13 protein-coding genes are annotated in these 15,391 nt (G+C 58.8%); 7 read left to right on the top strand and 6 right to left on the bottom strand.

Features of this window, described 5'->3' with window-relative positions:
• The first annotated feature begins 151 nt into the window (after nt 1-151).
• The 7 genes from JNB71_RS06945 (at nt 152) to JNB71_RS06915 (ending at nt 8,249) form a co-directional block, all read left to right on the top strand.
• Nucleotides 152-1,552 carry an aminotransferase gene (locus JNB71_RS06945; protein WP_220371046.1) on the top strand — a complete coding sequence of 467 codons (1,401 nt, stop codon included), beginning with the start codon at nt 152-154 and terminating at the stop codon, nt 1,550-1,552.
• Nucleotides 1,553-1,709: 157 nt separating this feature from the next.
• Nucleotides 1,710-2,738, top strand: coding sequence for an extracellular solute-binding protein (locus JNB71_RS06940; protein WP_220371045.1), 1,029 nt, complete (start codon nt 1,710-1,712; stop codon nt 2,736-2,738).
• Nucleotides 2,739-2,847: 109 nt separating this feature from the next.
• Nucleotides 2,848-3,960 (top strand): ABC transporter ATP-binding protein, encoded by a 1,113-nt coding sequence (locus JNB71_RS06935; RefSeq protein ID WP_220371044.1) that lies wholly within the window; start codon nt 2,848-2,850, stop codon nt 3,958-3,960.
• Nucleotides 3,961-3,972: 12 nt separating this feature from the next.
• Nucleotides 3,973-4,884, top strand: coding sequence for an ABC transporter permease (locus tag JNB71_RS06930; protein ID WP_220371043.1), 912 nt, complete (start codon nt 3,973-3,975; stop codon nt 4,882-4,884).
• Complete coding sequence (locus JNB71_RS06925) at nt 4,877-5,683, top strand: ABC transporter permease (protein ID WP_220371042.1); 807 nt, start codon at nt 4,877-4,879, stop codon at nt 5,681-5,683. The genes JNB71_RS06930 and JNB71_RS06925 overlap by 8 nt, the downstream gene beginning before the upstream one ends.
• 51 nt (nt 5,684-5,734) lie before the next feature.
• On the top strand, nt 5,735-6,775 hold the full coding sequence (locus tag JNB71_RS06920) for a histone deacetylase family protein (RefSeq protein ID WP_220371041.1): 1,041 nt from the start codon (nt 5,735-5,737) through the stop codon (nt 6,773-6,775).
• Between the two features lie 40 nt (nt 6,776-6,815).
• Complete coding sequence (locus JNB71_RS06915; RefSeq protein WP_220371040.1) at nt 6,816-8,249, top strand: aldehyde dehydrogenase family protein; 1,434 nt, start codon at nt 6,816-6,818, stop codon at nt 8,247-8,249.
• 14 nt (nt 8,250-8,263) lie between these two features.
• On the opposite strand, the gene JNB71_RS06910 is transcribed toward JNB71_RS06915, so the two are convergent.
• The 6 genes from JNB71_RS06910 to ggt all read right to left on the bottom strand — a co-directional run bounded on the left by JNB71_RS06910 (nt 8,264) and on the right by ggt (nt 15,365).
• On the bottom strand, nt 8,264-9,250 hold the full coding sequence (locus tag JNB71_RS06910) for a helix-turn-helix domain-containing protein (protein WP_220371039.1): 987 nt from the start codon (nt 9,248-9,250) through the stop codon (nt 8,264-8,266).
• A 138-nt stretch (nt 9,251-9,388) separates the two neighbouring features.
• Nucleotides 9,389-10,816, bottom strand: coding sequence for an amidase (locus tag JNB71_RS06905; RefSeq protein ID WP_220371038.1), 1,428 nt, complete (start codon nt 10,814-10,816; stop codon nt 9,389-9,391).
• A 269-nt stretch (nt 10,817-11,085) separates the two neighbouring features.
• Entirely contained in the window at nt 11,086-12,078 is a 993-nt protein-coding gene (locus JNB71_RS06900) for a bile acid:sodium symporter family protein (RefSeq protein WP_220371037.1), read from the bottom strand.
• A 57-nt stretch (nt 12,079-12,135) separates the two neighbouring features.
• A complete protein-coding gene (locus tag JNB71_RS06895) occupies nt 12,136-13,077 on the bottom strand; it encodes an aldo/keto reductase (protein WP_220371036.1) in 942 nt (313 codons plus the stop codon).
• A gap of 64 nt (nt 13,078-13,141) precedes the next feature.
• Entirely contained in the window at nt 13,142-13,726 is a 585-nt protein-coding gene (locus tag JNB71_RS06890) for a cysteine hydrolase family protein (protein ID WP_220371035.1), read from the bottom strand.
• A gap of 46 nt (nt 13,727-13,772) precedes the next feature.
• Nucleotides 13,773-15,365, bottom strand: a complete 1,593-nt coding sequence (ggt, locus tag JNB71_RS06885) for a gamma-glutamyltransferase (protein ID WP_220371034.1) — start codon at nt 15,363-15,365, stop codon at nt 13,773-13,775.
• Nucleotides 15,366-15,391: the final 26 nt, after the last annotated feature.

The following is a 15,391-nucleotide window of genomic DNA, read 5'->3' as shown; positions in this document are numbered from 1 at the left end:
GACGCCCGGGAGAAAACCTACCTCTCTCCAGCCGGCCAAGAGGATTATGTCCATTATTTAGGCAACCTCACCCTGCGCGGTGGCTAGAGCGAACCCCGTCTTTCATGCTCGATTATCCTACAGCTCAGCATTAAAGACGTGGAGAATTTTTATGGTTGAACCAGCTCTCTCGCAACTGGAGACCGATGCTCTCCGTAACGACCGGTTTCATCTGATTCAGGCCGCCCCGGTAGCCGGAAGTATCGGTGCTGAAGCTCGCGAGCTCATCACGTCTTCCGAAGATGTCTTCGTCTTTGACCAGAGCGGCAGAAAGCTGATCGACGGACCGGCAGGTATGTGGTGCATCAATGTCGGGCATCGCAACCAGGCGCTGGCCGATACATTGCACGACCAGGCGATGTCCCTGACCTACTCGACACCATGGTATACAAGTAATGCGCCCGCGGAGAAGCTTGCGCAAATGCTTGCAGAGCGGGCGCCGGGCGATCTCAACCATGTGTTTCTTACAACCGGCGGTTCTTCCGCGGTCGAAACAGCCATACGGCTCGTGCAGTTCTACAACAACGTGCGCGGACAGTCGCAGAAGAAGTTGCTGGTCTCGCGTCAAGGAAGCTACCATGGCTCGACCTACCTGACCGCATCGCTGAACGGCCGCCCACGGGATCATGACTGGATGGATGGCGCAAGCGAACTCGTAAGAAAGTTGACTTGCCCCAACCCCTTCCACCGACCGGCCGACCTGACGGTGGAGGCCTTTGAAGATTTCCTCGTCGATGAGTTTCGCTCGCTCATTGCGCATGAGGGCGCTGGGCGAATCGCTGCTTTTGTTGCCGAACCGATTCAGGCAAGCGGTGGAGTCTTGATGTCGCCGCCGAACTATCTCAAGCGCATGCGCGCACTCTGCGCAGAGAATGACATCCTCTTTATCGCGGACGAGGTTGTCACCGCTTTCGGTCGGCTCGGCCATATTTTCGCATCGGAGGATGTGTTCGGAATTCAGCCTGACATGATAACCTTCGCGAAGGGTGTCACCTCGGGATATTTTCCCCTCGGTGGCGTCATGGTGTCGGAGCGTTTGTTCGTAGAACTTCGCCGCTCAAACCATCCCAACGCCAATTTCGTGCATGGCCTGACCTATTCCAGCCACCCCATCGGCTGCGCGGTGGCAATCCGCAATATCGAGTTGCTGGAAAACGGCCTGCTTGAGCACGCACGTGAGATCGGCCCCTATTTTCAGGAGCAGTTGCGAACGCTGGAGGAACTCCCGCTCGTCGGGGAGGTTCGGGGTGCCGGCCTTATGGCGGGGATTGAATGTGTTGCCGACGCCAAAGCCGAGAATCCTCTCGATCTCGACCTGACCGTGGGTAAGCGGATCGACTTTCATTGCCAGGAGAATGGGCTGCTTGTCAGACCCCTCATCAACATGTGCGTCATGTCGCCGCCGCTCACCATCAGCCGCTCGCAAGTCGACATGATGACCGATGCCCTTCGCAAGGGGATAGAAGCAACGGCGCAGGACCTGATCCGCGAGAGACTTTGGCGGCCGGCATGACCCGTTGGCTGCCTCCCTTTTAAGCAGAGGGGATGGCTAGACGAGAGGCAAGCAGCCTGCACAATTCTGAAGCCGGAACTGAGCATTCTCGGGAAGTCTGCAGGTTTCGAAATGTCGGGATACTGGATTACCCAGCCAGAAAACAAGCGAGGGGAAAATGAGATTCACCGTCACATCCGCCGCATTCATTCTTGGCCTGAGCGCCACCGTCGCCCTGGCTGAAGGCAATCTCAACATCTACAACTGGGGCGAATACACCAGTCCCGAACTGATTGAAAAATTCTCGAAAACACACAACGTCCATGTAACGTTGACGGATTTCGATTCCAACGACACGGCACTTGCAAAAGTGCGCCAAGGCGCCTCCGGATTTGATGTCGTGGTTCCCTCGCAAAGCTTCATCCCCACCTATATTCAAGAAGGGCTGCTTGCCGAAACAAATCCAGGGCAGATGGAAAATGCCAAGAACCTCGAAGAGAGGTGGCGGGATCCCGCTTTCGATCCAGGCCGAAAATATTCCGTGCCGTGGCTTTGGTATACGAGCGGCATAAGCGTCAACACCTCGGCCTTCAAAGGCGACATAAATACCTGGAAGGTGATTCTGGATCCGCCGGACGAACTGAAGGGAAAGATCAATATCGTTCCCGAGATGAACGATATCATGTTCGCCGCAATCAAGTTCGAAGGCGGAGCATGGTGCACAAGCGACAAGGCTTTGCTAACCCAGGTCCGCGACCGCCTGGTCGAGGCCAAGAAGAGCTGGCTGTCAATCGACTATGCCGGCATACAGAGAATGGCCACAGGAGATGTCTCGGCCTCCCTCGACTGGAGTGGTTCCGCGTTGAAGCGGCGTACTGAAAACCACAGCATAGCTTATGGCCTTCCGAGAGAAGGCTTCACCTATGGCTCCGACAATGTGGTGGTCCTGAAAGATGCTCCAAATCTGGAGAACGCGAAGCTTTTTCAAAACTTCATCATGGCACCCGAAAACGCAGCATTGAATTCGGTCTATGCCAAATATGGAGCGGCCATCATCGGCGCTGAGAAATACTACTCGGAAGATATGAAGGGTGCGCCGGAACTCGTCATTCCCGCCGACATGGAATCAAAGGGCGAGCTTTTGACGCTTTGCGATCCGAAGATCACGCAGCTCTACAGCCGCATCTGGCAGGACGTGCAGAAGTAGGTCCGCGAGCATGGCGGCCCGCTGGCGATATGTTCATTCGGTTCGACGTCAGCGCGCTTGTTCTAGCTGCTGCATCGACCCTCGCCGCGCGATTTATGTTGAGGACAATATGACAGGTGAGATTACACCGGGCGTAGCTATTCGACTGAAGAAGGTAACCAAGACCTACGGTTCTGGGAATGGCACCGTCGCAGCGGTCAAGAGCACCACGCTTGACATCTTCAAGAATGAGTTTTTCACCTTGCTCGGCCCGTCGGGTTGCGGAAAAACCACTCTGCTGCGGCTGATAGGCGGCTTTGAATATCCGACAACGGGCACCATCCTTCTCGATGGCCAGGATATTGCGTCGGTCCCGCCGTTCCGACGTCCCATCAACACAGTATTCCAGAATTACGCACTCTTCCCACACATGACGGTGGCGGAGAATATCGGCTTCGGCCTGCGAATGCTCAAACGGTCCCGCGATGAAATCGCTGCCCGTGTTGATGAAATGTTGAAACTGGTGCGACTGGAACATCTCTCCGGTCGTCGGACGGCACAGATATCGGGTGGTCAACAGCAGCGGGTCGCACTGGCGCGCGCGCTCGCATCCGAGCCGAAGGTCCTACTCCTCGACGAGTCACTTTCGGCATTGGACTACAAGCTTCGCAAGGAAATGCAGATGGAGCTCAAATCGCTCCAGGCCGCGACCGGCATCACCTTTATTTTCGTGACGCATGATCAGGAGGAGGCTTTGACGATGTCTGATCGTGTCGCGGTGCTGTCCTCAGGTGAAATAATGCAGGTCGGAACCCCGCACGAAGTCTACAACAGGCCGGCAAATCGTTTCGTGGCGAATTTTGTCGGTGAAACGAACTTCCTCCAGGGAAGAGGGCTCAACCCGGACGCTCGCGGGACGATGATCGATCTTCAGGGGATCGGCGCCGTCGCCATTCCAACGAAGGATACGGTTGCCCCCGGTGCCCTGGTAAACATCGTCGTCCGGCCCGAGCATTTGCGAATTTCTCCGTTGTCCCAGGAGCCGGCCACCCAACTTACCGGGTCTGTGAAGACGGTAAGTTTCTGCGGTCCCGAGACGCAGTACACCGTCGAGCTGAGCAATGGCTCGGGTCTTCTGTTGGTCCGCAAGTATAACACGCCGGACGAAAATCCATCCATTGCGGTCGGGGATCAGGTCTCGGTGAAGTTCACGCCGAACACGGCACAGGTGTTGCCCGGCTGAGGAGACGTAGAGATGGCAAGCCTCGAATCCACACGGTTGAAAACAGAGAGCCGAACGCGATGGCTTCTGATTAGTCCTGCGATGTTGGTCGTCATAATCGGTGCGATCGCACCGCTTCTGGTAATCGTGATTTTCTCGTTTTTGACCCCCGGTCCGACGGGCGGCGTGAATTTCACACCATCGTTCGATGCCTGGACGCGCGTACTCTTTGACCGTGATCTTTTCGATGACACGCTGACGCTGTCTGGGACGAACCTCGAGATCCTGCTACGCTCACTTACCTTGTCGCTGGCGACCACTTTCCTGTGCCTGCTCGTAGGATTTCCGACTGCTTACTTCATCGCGACACGCAATCCACTCAACCGTGAAGTCTGGCTTTTACTTGTCACCGTTCCCTTCTGGACAAACCTCTTGATCCGCACGTTCGCCATACAGGATCTCATCCGGAATGAAGGCATCATCAATACCCTTCTGCTCAAGGCAGGATTGATATCTGCGCCGATCCAGATCCTGTTCACGAATTTCGCGATCTGCCTCGGTCTGGTCTATGTGTATCTTCCTCTGATGATCCTGCCTGTTTATGCGAGCCTGGAACGGCTGGATCGAAACCTGCTCGAGGCGGCGTCCGACCTTTACGCTCGTCCATTCAAGGTGCTTTGGGAAGTCATCGTACCCCTTTCCAAGCCAGGCATCATTGCCGGTTCCATTCTCGTCTTCATCCCTTCAATCGGTACCTATGTCACCCCCATCCTGCTGGGCGGTGGAAGAAATCTCATGATCGGCAACTACATCGAATTGCAGTTCGGCCAAGGTCGGGACTGGCCGTTCGGATCCGCTATTTCGCTGACCCTTATGGGCATCGTGATGGTCGCCCTGCTCATCTATATCCGTCACGGCGACACCCGCGGGCACGAACATGGCTAAGAATTTCCCCGTAACCCATCAGCGCGGCTTCAGCGCCGTGGCCATCCTCACGTTCATTTTTCTATACGCGCCATTGGCCGTGGCCCTCGTTCTTGCTTTCAACGCCGGGACCAGCGCTGCGAAATGGGGAGGCTTTTCGCTTCGCTGGTTTCAAAGCGCGGCCAACAATCAACAGGTCATCGCGGCTTCTGTCCTGTCTCTGAAACTTGCCGCCATATCCGCCGTCCTGGCGACAGCGGCGGCCACGCTGGCTGCCTTGGCGATGACCCGAGGTCCAAGGTTTCGGGGGTGGACGTTCACCTACGGCGTCATCTCGGTTCCATTGATGGTGCCTGAGATTGTGACTGCCGTGGCGCTCCTGGTTGTAAGCGCTACACTTCGAGGCTGGACCGGCTATACGGGTCTGACATATCTGATCGTGGCGCACACGGCGTTCTGCGTGCCGTTCGCCTATCTTCCGATCCGTGCCCGACTTCAAACGATGGATATCAGCCTGGAGCGTGCTGCAGGAGACCTGTACGCATCGCCTTGGAACGCGTTTCGCTTCGTAACGATGCCCCTGCTTTTCCCGGGCGTCCTCGCGGGTTTTATCCTCGCCTTCGTCACTTCGCTGGATGACGTCGTGATCACCGAATTCGTAAAGACGGCCGGCCAGGATACGCTGCCGACCTATATGCTTGGCCAGGTCCGTCGCACGATTACGCCCGAGGTGAATGCGATAGCAGCCGTGTTCTTCGTGATCTCCGTGGCGCTCGTCATCTGCATCTACGCCGTCAATCAGCGAACGAAGATCAACTGACTTCTCAATCTCACACATCCGGCCGGGTATTTGAAACGTGGGTAATGCTCGATGAAAACGATTTTCTCGCCGCGGCAACAGGAACACCAGGGCCAGTTCGAATTTTACAACGGCGCTGTTGTTGAAGGTTATGAGAATACCTCGCGCGCAACGTTCATATTGAGCCGGATCGAGGAGGTGGGCCTTGGACCCGTCCTCGCCCCCCGGCCGCAATCCCTGGAGACCGCCGAACGGATTCACACGACTGCCTATGTCGATTTTCTGGCGTCGGCGTGGCGGCTTTGGCGGGAAGCCGGACGCATGGGTACAGCTCTTCCCTACGCTTGGCCTGCGAGAGGCAGGTATAAGGATGTTGCGCCCGATTCAATCGATGCGCTGCTTGGACTATATTCGATCGATGCCAGTACAGGCTTTGTCGACGGCACCTGGGAAGCCGTTAACGCTTCGCACGACAGTGCCCTCACTGCGGCGGACTTGATCATCGAGGGGGAACAGGCCTGTTTTGCCCTTTGCCGTCCCCCCGGCCACCACGCCGGAACCGATTTCAATGGCGGCTACTGTTTCCTCAACAATGCCGCCATCGCCGCGCAACGCCTGCTGGACGCTGGCGCTTCGCGAGTGACAATACTCGACATCGACTATCACCATGGAAACGGCACACAAGAGATATTCTACGAGCGCGGTGACGTTCAGGTTATCAGCCTTCACGCCGACCCCCGCAATGATTATCCGTTCTTCGCTGGCTATGCGGACGAACGCGGTTCCGGCAACGGAGAAGGGTACAACCTCAACATACCGCTTCCAGATGGCACCGACTGGACGCAATGGGAGAGGGCGCTTGAATTCGCGCTTGCCGGCATCCGGCAGTTTGGCCCTGACGTGGTCATCATCTCTCTTGGCGTTGACACCTTCGAGGGTGATCCGATCAGTCGCTTCCGACTTTCGCACAGCCATTTTCCTCTTATTGGCGCCCGCATGGCCGGCCTCGCGACGAAAACCCTGTTCGTCCTGGAGGGCGGCTATGCCGTCGAAGACGTCGGCGTGAACGTTGTCGGGGTTCTTTCCGGCTATGAGGAGGCCACGCGCCGTTAAGGCACTGGCTGCAACGAACAACAAAGTTACTGGAGCAAGCATGCAGTCCGACAACGCAGTGAAATTCTATATCGATGGACAATGGGTGATGCCGAGAGGCGCTGGCCGGATGGACGTGATCAATCCCGCAAACGAACATCCGTTCATGCAGATCGCGACGGGCACCACCGAAGATGCCGACTTGGCGGTGCAAGCGGCCTTCGAGGCTTCCCCGACTTTCTCGCAAACAAGCAAGAGCGAGAGGTTGGAACTCCTGCGTAACGTTCTGCGATGCTACAACGATCGCTACGAAGATATCGCGCAGGCCGTCACCACGGAGCTCGGTGCGCCCTTGAAATTTTCCCGCGAGGCGCAAGCCTGGGCGGGGCAGATTCATCTGGAGTCGACAATCGCCGCTCTTGAAGCATTCAGCTTCGACGAGCACAACGGAAGCTCGATGATCACCTGGGAGCCTATTGGCGTTTGCGCGCTGATCACGCCGTGGAATTGGCCGCTGAACCAGATCGTGTGCAAAGTCGCGCCGGCTCTCGCAGCGGCCTGTACAGTCGTGCTTAAGCCATCCGAGCTGGCGCCTCTCAGCGCGATGATCTTCGCGGAAGTGCTTGAAGAAGCTGGAGTACCCAAAGGCGTCTTCAACCTGATCAATGGCACGGGGCCTGTGGTCGGAGAGTATCTCGCAGGTCATCCTCGGGTCGACATGGTGTCTTTCACGGGATCGACCCGTGCAGGCATCATTGTCGCCAAGACGGCCGCGGAGACGGTCAAGCGCGTGGCTCAGGAACTGGGCGGAAAGTCGGCCAATATCGTGCTGGCTGACGCTGACCTGGAGGACGCGGTCACCAAGGGTATCGAAGCGTGTTTCAGCAATTCGGGCCAATCATGCGACGCGCCGACTCGCCTTCTGGTCCCGGCCGAGCGCCATGCCGAGGCGCTCGAGATCGCGAAACGGGCCGCGGCCGCCACTCGCGTCGGAGATCCCCTGTCTGAAAATACCGATATGGGGCCGGTGATCAGCCAGCTGCAATTCGACAAGATTCAGCGGTTGATTGGTGTCGGCATAGAAGAGGGCGCCATTCTGGTTGCAGGCGGCCTGGGTAAGCCAGAGGGGCTGGACGTTGGCTATTACGTAAGGCCCACGATCTTTGGCGGCGTGACGCCGGAGATGACGATTGCCCGAGAGGAAATTTTTGGTCCGGTCCTCTCGATCATCCCCTATGACACGGAGGCGGATGCAGTACGAATTGCAAACGACTCGATCTATGGTCTGGCCGCCTACGTGCAGGGCGGCGATGTGGAGAGGGCGAGAGCTGTCGCCCGGAAACTGCGGGCCGGGTCCGTCTACGTCAACTACGCGCCTTGGGATACACATGCGCCGTTCGGTGGATACAAACAGTCCGGGAATGGCCGCGAGTACAGCCATTGGGGAATTCGCGACTTTATGGAGGTCAAGGGGATAGTAGGTTGGGGGACGTGAGCGTCTCCCTCTGATCATTCAAATCCGGTGTACTCGCCACGCTGCGCACATTCGTGATGAGGAGCAGAACAAGCACAGTGGTGGCGGGTTGCTGGTGAATTCTGACCCCTCAGCGTCTCAGACGGCGTCTCGTCGAAAAGCGACCTATAACGGAGTGCAAAGCGGCTCCAGTGAAAGAAGCCCCAGTCCATGGCGATGTCCGAAACCTTCCGCGGCGCGCAACGGGCGCGCAGCAAGTCGCGACGCGCCCCGTTAAGTCGAAGCAAAGTCAGCATCTTCTCGAGGGGTATCTGCGAGAAACTTTGGCAGGAAGCCCTGAGATCGAAGGCCGATACACCGAGGTCACGCGACAGCGATCTTACCGTATGCGGCCTGTCCGGCGCATCGAAAATCCTATCACGGATTTTCTTATAAATTTTTTCGGCGTCAGCTATTTGGGGTGTTTCGCAAACGACGCTTTTCTGGAAAAGAAGCTCGAAACGATCCGTAATGACGTCCGCGAGCACGTCGTCGAAGTCTTCCCTCGCGTAAGGATATGATTGTTGGCTCGCGGCTCCGAGCAGCGACAACAGCCAATCTGCGAGATAGGCCGAATCTACCAATGGAGCCTCGACAAGTTGTGCTTTGTTGTCGCGGACTTCCTGCGCTATGGCGTTGCGCCTAAGAACCAGCATCAGCAAATCACTACCAGCATCCATGAAGCCGATGCGATTGGTCCAATTTAGAGCGAAGCCAGAGACCCCGAGCGCTTTCTCGCCGCGGACCAACTCGCTTTCGTCGCGTTTCGGGTAGTAATAGAAGATCACGCTTCCTTCGGGCGCGGAAAACGCCTGTTCCGTGCCGACACTGATGGTCTCGCGCAAGATCTCCACACCGGGGAGCAGAATGGCCGCCGTTCGACCGTCATAGCCGCCGGTGGATACTTGTCGGTACTCTTGCCGCCAGCCCGGCAAGGACGTTTCTTGCTCCACCGCGTCATGGAAGGTGGTCTCAAAATACACGTCCCGCGTACCTCCAGTTACACTTTGATAAACCCAGTCAAGCCTATGCGTGAGAGAAGCTTTAGCATTGCGATACTGCACCAGCTCGGCCGGGCCGGTCACAGCTGAGCCGCGTGGCCATCACAATCAGAAATGCAACTAGCCCAACACCGGACGCTGCTCGTCGCTCCCGTACCATGCTCCAATTTCGGCTTCATAGGCAAGCGCGATGCCCAATACGTCCTGATCGCAATAGGTCTTGCCAACGATCTGAATTCCGGTCGGCACTCCGCTTGGAGCGCGCCCCGAGGGCACGTTGACGACGGGGCAACGGCTGAGCGTGTTGAAAGGATGGGTCATCAGCCAGCCGAGCATCGGCTCGACATCCTGCCCGTTGATCTGAAGTCCGTTCGAAGGCTCGAAATCCGCACTAACGGCCGGGAGCGCCAGGGTTGGGCAAATGAAGGCGTCAAAGTTCTCCATCATCGGGCCAAAAGTCCCGTACATCTCGCCGGCGAGCTCGAGAGATCTGAGGTACTCTCTCATTCCCTTGGCACGAGCACTTTCAGCGAAGGCGCGGGTATAGCCGCTCAGCTCGTCGCCATGCGTGTCGAGATATTGCGCCACCCATGTCCCGAAGATCGACGCGAGATAATCTCGCGCAGCGTCCTCGGCGCTCAGGGTCCAGCCCAGATCTACCTCAACGACTTTGGCGCCCATGTCTCTGAAGCGGCCAACTGCTTCCAGGGTATTCTTCCGCACATCCTTGCTCACCTGTTTGAAACCGAGATCGATAGAGTAGGCGATCCGCTTCGATTTCATGTCTGCAGGTTGGTTCGCTATTTCGATTTTCGGGCGGAGAGAGACCACATCGAGAGGGTGTGGCCCACTCATGACGTTTTGCATCAGGATGCAGTCTGCAACGCTGCGGGCAAGCGGACCGGGATGGTTGTAAAAATCGAAGCCAAAGGGAGCGAGATCGGCATTCCGGCCATATGGCGGCTTGTAGCCGACCAATCCGCAAGCCGATGCAGGAATGCGAATGGACCCGCCGATGTCCGAACCGGAAGCGAGCGTCGTGAACCCCGCTGCCAGGGCCGCTGCGGAGCCGCCGGAGGAGCCGCCGGTCGTGAAGTCACGATTCCAGGGATTGCGTGTAACGCCCCACAGGCGCGAGTGGGTAAAGCCGGCGCACGAAAACTCAGGCGTTGTCGTTCGGCCGATTATGACCGCCCCGGCATTGATCAGATGCTCGTTCACCGGCGATGTTACGGAAGCGACCTCGTCTTTGAAGATCAGCGAACCAAATGTCGTGACCTTGCCAGCGATCAGGCTCTCGTCTTTGATGGCCACGGGAATACCCTCCAGTGGCCGCACCTTCTCACCGCTGCGGTATCGCCGCTCAGCCTCTCTTGCCGCGGCAATCGCGTCGTCGGCATAGAGGAATGAAAAAGCGTTAATGTCGGTGCCGAGCTCAGCAATGCGCGCCAAATGTGCGTTCAGAAGCTCGACCGGCGACAAACTTCCGTTCCGAAACGCAGCGAGCGCGTCGGTGGCCGATAAATAGCAGAGTTCCAAATCGCTCATTCTTATGCTCCAACGCGATGGCCTTCTGGTCACCGCTTGCGCTAAACAGGTGATCAACAAATTGCTCTGGTACCATTGACGGGCTACCGGTCTCTATCCTCCCCTGTTTGGTCGTGGCGCCTGCTTATTAGGCATTCTCCTCCCACATGGTGTCGTAGAGAACTGATGGGACATCGACATCATTCAGCAGCACGCACGGAGCCAAGCCGGTTCATGTCCTAGCATTCTGTTGCAACCTTCGTCGCCACGACGACGGAGCATGGCAAGGCCTAGCCTGCCTGGACGCTCACGACACTGCGCTGGGACAGCACGGCCAGCACCGACAACTGGATGAGGTGGAACAACATCAGCGGCAGTACGATGAGCGCGATTTCGGCCGTGTCGAACAGAATTCCAGCCATCGGCAATCCCGTTGCCAGGCTCTTGGTCGAACCGCAAAACAGAAGTGCCAGTCGATCGCCCCTCGGCATACCCACGAGCAAGCCCGCGTTGAGGACGATGGGCATCACGACACCGAGCAGCAGAACACAAAGGATGACAAGAAGGGTGATGTCGGACCAGGAAAGGCGGTGCCAGATCCCGGCGACGACACCTGCCGAGAAGGCGGAATAGACGATCAGCAGGATCGAGCCGCGATCGACGATCATGGTGGCCTGCTTGTTCCGGTTCAGGAAATTCGACAATAGCGGACGCAATAATTGTCCCAGGAAGAATGGCAGAAGGATCTGCTGCGCAATCTTCCAGACCGCGTCCGCCGGGTTGCCCGCGCCGCCACTGGTGTGAAGCATTGCGGCGAGCAGGAGCGGGCAAAGCACGACGCCCAGCAGGTTCGATAGCGAAGCCGCACACAAGGCGCCGGCAACATTGCCGCCGGCAACGGACGTGAATGCAATGGAACTCTGCACAGTGGAGGGCAAACAACCGAGATAGAGGAAACCGAGACCGATCGCAGCCGGAAACCAGGCTTGCGAGACGCCGAACAGGCCCAACGCAAGCACCGGGAAGAGCATGTAGGTGCAGGCCAGGCAGCCTGCCTGGAGCTTCCAGTTCGTCAATCCCGCCAGTGTCGCCGACAGCGAAAGCTTGGCGCCGTACAGGAAGAACAGAAGGGCTACCGCCCAGAATGTCGCCTTCGACAGCACCGTCGCAAACCCGCCCTGCGCGGGAAGGATGGTGGCAAGCACCACCGTCAGGATCAGGATGAGCAGGTAGCGATCCAGGCTGACGCGTTTTAGCCCGGCCTCAATATTCCTCAGCAGCATGGTGGCTGGACCTCGCGCGTTCTGGTGGGACGAAATTCTCGCCAGGTGACTGGTGCATCAGGCGGCGAGTTGCGTAAGATCTTCGGCAGTCAGTTGCAGCGCGGCGGCGCGCGCAAAACTGCCAATGTGCTCGGTCTTCGTTGCCGAGGCAATCGGGGCTGCCACCGCCGGCTGGACCATCAGCCAGGCGAGCGCGATCTCGCTGAGGCTTGCCTCGTGCCTATCCGCAACCGCTTGAAGAGCGTCGAGGATGGCGAAGCCGCGGGGCGTAAAATACTTCTCGACATCCTCCCCACGGACCGAACGCGACAGGTCCGCTCTGCCGCGATACTTTCCGCTGAGAAAGCCCGAGGCGAGGCTGAAATAGGTGACCGCGGCGATGCCTTCCTGCACGCAGAGTTCCTGCATCGGCCCTTCGAAGCCCGAACGGTCGTGAAGATTGTATTCGGGCTGCAGGACCGTGTAGCGGGGCAGGCCGCTGCCGGACCGCGCCAGTGCCTCCCGCAACTGGCCTGCATCGAAGTTCGATGCGCCGATCGACCGGACCTTGCCGGCCTCGATGAGCGTGCCGAAGGCCGAGAGCGTCTCCTCCTGAGGTATGTCGGGATCGGGTACATGGGCGAAGTAGAGGTCGATGACGCCAGTTCCGAGTCGGCGGAGGGAGTGCTCGGCGGCTTCAAGGATCCACTTCTGCGACAGTCCCTTTTGGCCGGCGCCGCCCATGTCGGAACCCACCTTCGTGAAGATCACCACCCGCTCACGCATGCCTGGCCGGGCCTTTAGCCAGCGGCCGATCATCGATTCGGATTCGCCGCCGGAATTGCCGGGTGCCCAGTTGGAATAGACATCGGCCGTGTCGATGGCGTTGAAGCCGTGATCGACGAAGGCGTCGAGCAGTCGGAATCCTGTTCGTTCGTCGACGTTCCAGCCGAAGACATTGCCGCCCAGTACCAGCGGCGCGATGGAGAGACCGGACCGGCCCAGATTGCGTTTGATCATGGTCTTTCTGTCATCCATTCGAAGTGTGGAGCCGGGGGAGGCGCTTTGTGTTCATTCATCGGGCTCAGGATCCTGCCAGCCATTCCGCTGTCGTCATGACCCTTGCGAAGCCCGCGGCCAGCGTCGCGGCAGTCGCCGCCTTGATTGCGTCCTGTGTTGCCGCATCCGACAGGCCGGGGGACCCGGTCGCGTCGATGGGGAAATCCACGAAGAAGTCGAGATCATGCCCATGCCTCGCGGTTGCCTCGCAGCAGAAATTCGTCATGAACCCGGTGACGACGATCCGGTCTACCGACCGCTCCCGCAGCATCCGGTCGAGACCCGTGCCGATGAAGGAGGAATAGCGTTGCTTGCTGATGGACAGGGCGCCGGCAGCAATCTTGAGCCTCGGGTCATCCTCGACCTCTTCAGTGCCTGCGACAAACCCGATCTCGCCGGGCTCGCCGCTGAAATCGAACATCCGGCCGGCATCCGAACCATCCGCGCGATGGACATGGCGGATTTGAACCACGAGGTCACCCGCCGTTTCCGCCGCGGCCACGATAGCGTTGATGTTGGCGATCACGTCGCCATTGCCGACGCAATGCAACGGCGAAGCCGGGTCGGTATAGACTTTCTGGACATCGATCACGAGGATTGCGCGTGCCATATCGTTCCTTCAAGCTGGTGCAACCTAGTTTTGAGGGCCGAAATCCTCAGATTCCCAGCGCTATTCCGTCTTTCCGTGGTTCCGACGCGCCGATCAGGGTTCCGTTCTCCCAGTCGATGCGGATCGCCTGTGCTCCGCCGATCGGGTCCTCCGCCGGAGAGAAGGTGAAGCCCCGCCGTTCGAGTTCCGCCTTCGTTGCGCCGTCGATCGTGTGTTCGGCCTCCACCCTCGTGCCATCGGATGTCGGCATCACGCGCGGCAGGTCGATCGCCTCCTGCATGTCCATGCCGTAATCGAGGATCTTGGAGATCAGGTGGGCATGGCCCAGTGCCTGATAATAGCCGCCCATCACGCCGAAGGGCATCTCCACCCGGCCGTTGCGGGTCACCATGCCCGGGATGATCGTGTGCAACGGCCGCTTCGAGGGGCCGACACGGTTCGGGTGACCCGGCTTGAGCGAGAAGCTCTGGCCTCGATTGTGCAGGATAACGCCCGAGCGGGGTGCGACAAGGCCGGTGCCGAAACTGTCGAAGATCGAGTTGATGAAGCTCACGGCATTGCGGTCGCGGTCGACGACCGAGATATAGACGGTGTCGCGATGAAGCGGCATTTCGAACGGCGGCAGGTCGGTTAGCGCTTTGTTAAGATCGATCATTGCCGCAAGCCGGCCGGCCAGCGCGTCCGAGAGTAATTGGTCCACCGGTACTTCCGCCTTGTCCGGATCGGCGATCCAGGCGTCGCGGGCGGCATAGGCAAGCCGCGTCGCCTCGATCTCGATGTGCAGCCGGTCCGGCGATTGCGGGTTACCCTTGGCTTCGAAGCGGCTCAGGATGTTGAGGATCAGGAGTGCGATGATGCCCTGGCCGTTGGGCGGGCATTCGTGAATCGTATAGCCGCGAAAGTCGGTGGTGACCGGGGTTACATATTCGCCGCGCGCCTCGGCGAAGTCATCCATCGTGTGGAGCCCGCCCAGAGAACGCAGATAGGCGACCATGTCCTCGGCGACTGGGCCGCTATAGAAGCCGTCGCGACCCTCGGCAGCGATGCGCTTCAGGGTTTCCGCCAGTTCCGGCTGCCTGTGCACTTCGCCGATCCTTGGGACCCGCCCGCCGGGAAGGAAGATCCGCGCTGCCGTCGCGTCGGCGGCAAGCAGCTCTTGCTCCATCGACCAGTCGCGATGGACCCGCGGCGTGATCGCATAGCCTTCTTCGGCAAATCGGATGGCCGGTGCAAGGACGTCAGCAAAAGAGAGCCGACCGTGATCGGCGTGCAGGCGTGTCCATGCGTCGATCGCCCCGGGTATTGTTACCGCCGAGGGCGACTGGCGTGGGACCTCTGTCAGCCCTCGCTCCTCGAACCATTCGGCCGTCAGCGCGGCCGGCGTGCGGCCCGAGCCATTATAGGCAATGACCTTGTCCGACCCGTCGGGCGCATAGAGCGCAAAACAGTCGCCGCCGATGCCGGTCGAGCCCGGTTCGACGACGCATTGCACCGCGCAGGCGGCGATGGCAGCATCCATGGCATTGCCGCCAGCCTCCATGACCTGCAGCGCCGCAAGCGTTGCCGAAGGGTGCGAGGTCGCCGCCATCGCGTGGCGCGACACGGCAACGGATCGCGTCGGCTTCTCGAAGTTGCGCATTTGGTTCGTTCTCCTGGTCATTGTCG

This window comes from Rhizobium herbae, from assembly GCF_019511375.1.
In the GTDB taxonomy this organism is placed as follows: Bacteria; Pseudomonadota; Alphaproteobacteria; order Rhizobiales; family Rhizobiaceae; genus Pararhizobium; species Pararhizobium herbae_A.
The sequence above is the reverse complement of the archived record's forward strand: the minus strand, read 5'-3'. Positions and strand labels throughout refer to the sequence as shown.